This window comes from Streptomyces sp. NPDC020807 (assembly GCF_040641575.1).
Taxonomy (GTDB): Bacteria; Actinomycetota; Actinomycetes; order Streptomycetales; family Streptomycetaceae; genus Streptomyces.
The window spans coordinates 1-5,143 of the sequence record NZ_JBFADU010000054.1 but is presented as its reverse complement, the minus strand read 5'-3'; the positions used below and the strand labels follow the sequence as shown (position 1 = coordinate 5,143).

The following is a 5,143-nucleotide window of genomic DNA, read 5'->3' as shown; positions in this document are numbered from 1 at the left end:
CCCGACACCCCCATCATCACCACCGACGCCCGCCACCGCGCGGACGCCAAGAGCGCGCTCATCACCCTCGTCGAGCACGCCCTCATGGCCCGCCTCAAGTAACAGTCGGGCATATGCCAACACCTGGGGACGGTCTGTGGCCTTCGCCACGACCGTCCCCGTGTTCATAACAATCCGACAGAGAATTGGGGCGCCTCGGACACCCGACGCATCCGATCGGTGTCACTGCGCTCACCTGAGCCCCGCCATTTGGCGGGGCTCGCTCTTTATGTCTGTTTTACGCAAGGTCCACTGGGTGGGACGGGGTCGATTTCCGGTGTTTGGAACGGAACCCCTTCACGTGCTGGAATTCATGAACTCCCGAGTAGTACGGCCCTGAACGAAACACGGCACAACGTAGGTGCCGACGCCGAGAGGTTGTTGGTCGAGTGAGGCGCAGCAAGGAAAGCTCCGAGGAGCAGGAGACACGGGGCAACTTCACCCCGCCGTCGCGCACGGCGATGTCGCCCGCCGACGTGCCCGTGACCCCGCCGCCGGCCCCGGCCGCCCCCGGCAACTCCAGCAAGCTGTCGCCGCGCAACTGGCGCGTGCCCACCCGCCTGAACGCGATCCTCCTCATACCCGTGCTCGTCGGCCTCGTCATGGGCGGCTTCCAGGTCAAGGGGTCGATCGACACCTGGCAGGAGGCGCAGGACGCCGAGAAGACGGCCCTCATCGTGAAGGCCGCCTCGGACTACAGCACCGCGCTGCTCAACGAGCGCGACCTCACCGCCGCTCCGCTGCTCGTCGCGAAGACCCCCGAGGACCGCAAGGGCGAGACCGTCGAGAAGGCGTACGCCGCCACCGACGCCGCCCGGCTGAAGTTCGACGAGGCCGCCAGGAACCTCCCCTCCGGTCAGGGCCTGGAGCGCCGCCTCAAGCTCTTCCGGGCCGAGGAGCCGAAGCTCGACGCGCTGCGCAAGTCCGCGTACAGCGCCGGCCTCGACCCGGTGAACACCCAGCTCCAGTACACCGGCGTCCAGCACTACCTCACCGAGTTCTCCAACGAGCTCGGCCTCGGCACCGGCAACGTCACCGCCTACGGCCGCAGCGTCTACGCGATCCAGCTCGCCAAGGGCGCCGAGTCGCTCCAGCGCTCCATCGGCACCCAGCTGCTCGTCCGGCCCAGCCAGCAGGCGGGCGTCTTCGCCCAGCAGTCGGTCGCCTTCAACTCGTACAACTACCTGGAGCAGATCGCCCTCGGCGAGTTCGTCTCCGGCGGCATGCCCGAGGACGTCGAACTCCTCAAGAAGGTCATGGCCCGCAAGGCCGCCGACGGCGCCAAGGAGATGCAGGGCCTCCCGGTCCAGCCCCCCAAGGGCAAGGACGGCTCCGTCTACTCCGGCACCGCCGCCGCCATCGGCAGCGCGAAGAGCCCCACGGCCCTGGCGGCCCTCAAGGCCCAGGCCATCACCCCCGAGACCTGGATGGGCATCGCCACCGCCAAGTTCGAGGGCTACAGCGAGGTCGAGAAGTCCCTCGTGGACAAGGCCGTGAACGAGGCCATCCGCGTCTCCGACGAGGCCAAGACCGACGCCTGGGTCAACGGCGGCATCGTCGTCGTCGCCCTGCTCGCCGCCTTCATCCTCGCCGGAATGATGGCCCGCCAGATGAGCCGCTCGATGCAGCAGCTGCGCACCGCCGCCTTCGGCATCGCCGAGCAGCGCCTGCCGATGCTCGTCGACCAGCTGTCCCGTACCGAGCCCGGCCGGGTCGACACCCGCGTGCAGCCCATCCCGATCGACTCGCAGGACGAGATCGGCGAGGTCGCCCGCGCCTTCGACCAGGTCCACCGCGAGGCCGTCCGGCTCGCCGCCGAGCAGGCCATGCTCCGGGGCAACGTCAACGCGATCTTCACCAACCTCTCGCGCCGCAACCAGTCGCTGATCGAGGGCCAGCTGACCCTCATCACCGACCTGGAGAACAACGAGGCCGACCCGGACCAGCTGGAGAACCTCTTCAAGCTGGACCACCTGGCCACCCGTATGCGCCGCAACGGCGAGAACCTCCTCGTCCTCGCCGGCGAGGAGCCGGGCCGCCGCTGGGACCAGCCCGTCCCGCTGGTCGACGTCATGCGCGCCGCCTCCTCCGAGGTGGAGCAGTACGAGCGCATCGAGCTCGCCGGCGTCCCGGAGGCCGAGATCCACGGCCAGGCCGTGACCGACCTCGTGCACCTGCTCGCCGAGCTCCTGGAGAACGCCACCACGTTCTCCTCCCCGCAGACCAAGGTCCGCGTCACCGCGACCCGCCTCCCCGACGGCCGCGTGATGGTCGAGATCCACGACAAGGGCATCGGCCTCACCGCCGAGGACTTCGCGGACATCAACCACAAGCTGGCCAACCCGCCGACCGTGGACGCCGCCGTCTCCCAGCGCATGGGCCTCTTCGTGGTCGGCCGCCTCGCCGACCGGCACGGCATCCGGGTCCAGCTGCGCCCCTCGGGCGAGCAGGCCGGAACGACCTCGCTGGTCATGCTGCCGGACGCGATCACGCACGGCGGTGGCGGCGAGCAGCCGGTCCAGGACGACTTCACCGTCTCGCAGATCATTCCCCAGCAGCAGCAGAACGCCTTCGAGGCCCCGGCCCCGCAGGCGATGCTGACCGCCGCCGACCTCGGCTTCGACGACTCGCGCTACGAGCAGCGCGGCGAGGACGAGCTCGACCTCGACCCGGTGAACCGCTCGCTGGCCCGCGAGGACCGGCGCGCGAGCCTCGGCGGCCGGCTCCAGGAGCAGGAGCCGGAGCAGGCCGAGGAGCAGTACGCGCAGGCGGCCCCGCAGGAGTACCCGCAGGCGGCTCCCCAGGAGTACGCGCAGGCCGCGCCGCAGGAGTACGCGCAGGACTTCGGCCAGGCCCAGGAGTACGCCCCGCAGGAGTACGCGCAGCAGCAGGGTTACGGCCAGGAGTACGCCGCCGAGTACCAGGGCGAGTACGCCCCGGCGCAGGAGCAGGGCTACTCCCCGGAGTACACCGGCGAGTACGAGCGGCAGGGCTACGAGGCCTACCCGCAGGGCGGCTATGCGGAAGCTCCGTACGAGACCGCGACCGTCGAACACCAGACGTACGGCAATACGTTCGACACGCAGGCCCAGCAGGACGAGTGGCAGGACCAGAACGCCTATCAGGGCGGCTACGAGCAGCCGTACGGAGCGGAAGCGGAATCTGCTCCGACCGCTCCCGAACAGGCCCGTGACGGCGTAGGCTTCGACCGTCCGGGTACCGCTCAGAGCCCCGCCCCGGACGCCGGCCACACGTTGACCGACGCAGGTCTGCCGCGCCGCGGCAGCGTCGGCCAGCAGACGCAGCAGGTGCCGCGCCAGGCACCGCCCGCGCAGGCACAGCAGCCCGCTCAGGCGCAGCAGCCGGCGCAGGTCCCGCAGCCGGCGGGGTCGGCGGAGCAGCAGCGAGACGAAGCCGACGGCTCCGACGCCTGGCGCTCGACGAACGACGAGCGCTGGCAGCGGGCCGGGAAGCTCAAGGACCCGAAGGCCGGCGGGGTCACCTCCTCGGGTCTCCCCCGGCGGGTGCCCAAGGCCAACCTGGTCGAGGGCACGGCGGAGCAGACCCCGCAGGGCGGCCCCCAGGTCTCCCGCGCACCCGAGGACGTCCGGGGCAGGTTGAGCAACCTGCGCCGCGGTGTCCAGCAGGGACGCAGCGCGGGTACGGACACGAACGGATCGGGTTTCGGCCCGGGCAGTACCTACAACCAGGAGCGTTAGTGTGAGCATGAGCCAGGCGGCGCAGAATCTGAACTGGTTGATCACCAACTTCGTGGACAACACCCCCGGGGTGTCGCACACGGTGGTGGTCTCCGCCGACGGACTCCTGCTGGCGATGTCCGAGGGGTTCCCCCGCGACCGCGCCGACCAGCTGGCGGCCGTCGCCTCGGGACTGACCTCGCTGACCGCGGGCGCGTCCCGGATCTTCGAGGGCGGCGCGGTCAACCAGACCGTCGTGGAGATGGAGCGCGGCTTCCTCTTCATCATGTCGATCTCGGACGGTTCCTCGCTGGCCGTCCTCGCCCACCCGGAGGCCGACATCGGCCTCGTCGGGTACGAGATGGCCCTCCTCGTGGACCGGGCGGGCACCGTCCTGACTCCCGATCTGCGGGCGGAGCTTCAGGGAAGTCTGCTCAACTAACAGACAGACCGTGCGTTTCTCGTCACCGCACCGTAAGGTGCGGTGGCGCGGTTCAAGGGACATGGATCGCGAGGCAGTCGGAGGAGGAGACGTGGGAACACCCCCTGGCGCGAGCCAGTACAACGGATATGACGCGCACCAGGCGCCGCTCGGCGACGCCGCGCAGAACCGGTTCAACTTTCCCTCCACCCCGAGCAGACAGGGCATGACGCAGCCCTACCAGCAGCCGCACCAGCAGCAGCCGCAGGCCCCGCAGGCTCCCTATGGCGCAGCGCACGTACCCGCGGGCTCGCCGAGCGCGCCGCGCGTCCCGTCCCCGTCGGGCGGTTCGGGCGGGCACAACCCGCTCGTCCGTCCGTACGCGATGACCGGCGGCCGGACCCGGCCGCGCTACCAGCTCGCCATCGAGGCGCTGGTCAGCACGACGGCCGATCCCGCCCGGCTGCAGGGGCAGTTGCCCGAGCACCAGCGGATCTGCCGGCTGTGCTTCGAGATCAAGTCGGTCGCGGAGATCTCGGCCCTTCTCTCCATTCCCCTCGGCGTCGCCCGAATCCTCGTCGCCGACCTGGCCGAGGCGGGACTTGTCGCCATCCACCAGCCGGGCGGCGACGAGTCCGCCGGTGGTCAGCCAGACGTGACCTTGCTCGAAAGGGTGCTCAGTGGACTTCGCAAGCTCTAGCGGCGGCGCGGCCCGTTCAACCACCAGCGCGAAGATCGTGGTGGCGGGTGGCTTCGGCGTGGGCAAGACCACGTTCGTCGGCGCCGTCTCGGAGATCAACCCGCTGCGTACCGAGGCCGTGATGACGTCCGCTTCCGCGGGCATCGACGACCTCACGCACACCGGCGACAAGACGACGACGACCGTCGCCATGGACTTCGGCCGCATCACGCTGGACCAGGACCTGATCCTGTACCTCTTCGGTACCCCCGGTCAGGACCGCTTCTGGTTCATGTGGGACGACCT

Annotated in this window: 4 protein-coding genes and 1 pseudogene; all 5 read left to right on the top strand. The window is 70.0% G+C overall.

Annotated features, from left to right (window positions below; translation table 11 throughout):
* Nucleotides 1–102, top strand: a pseudogene (locus tag AB0G79_RS33270) (ATP-binding protein); the annotation flags it as partial.
* 326 nt (nt 103–428) lie between these two features.
* Nucleotides 429–3,758 carry a nitrate- and nitrite sensing domain-containing protein gene (locus AB0G79_RS33265; protein ID WP_360813214.1) on the top strand — a complete coding sequence of 1,110 codons (3,330 nt, stop codon included), beginning with the start codon at nt 429–431 and terminating at the stop codon, nt 3,756–3,758.
* A gap of 7 nt (nt 3,759–3,765) precedes the next feature.
* Nucleotides 3,766–4,179 (top strand): roadblock/LC7 domain-containing protein, encoded by a 414-nt coding sequence (locus tag AB0G79_RS33260; protein WP_026057603.1) that lies wholly within the window; start codon nt 3,766–3,768, stop codon nt 4,177–4,179.
* A 91-nt stretch (nt 4,180–4,270) separates the two neighbouring features.
* Entirely contained in the window at nt 4,271–4,858 is a 588-nt protein-coding gene (locus tag AB0G79_RS33255; protein ID WP_360813210.1) for a DUF742 domain-containing protein, read from the top strand.
* Nucleotides 4,839–5,143, top strand: a 305-nt coding sequence (locus AB0G79_RS33250) for an ATP/GTP-binding protein (protein ID WP_030739219.1), incomplete at its 3' end; no start/stop codon positions are given. The genes AB0G79_RS33255 and AB0G79_RS33250, both read left to right, overlap by 20 nt.

Excerpts from the sequence above, each read along its gene's own strand:
- AB0G79_RS33260 (WP_026057603.1), top strand. The coding sequence starts at position 3,766 with ATGAGCCAGGCGGCGCAGAATCTGAACTGGTTGATCACCAACTTCGTG.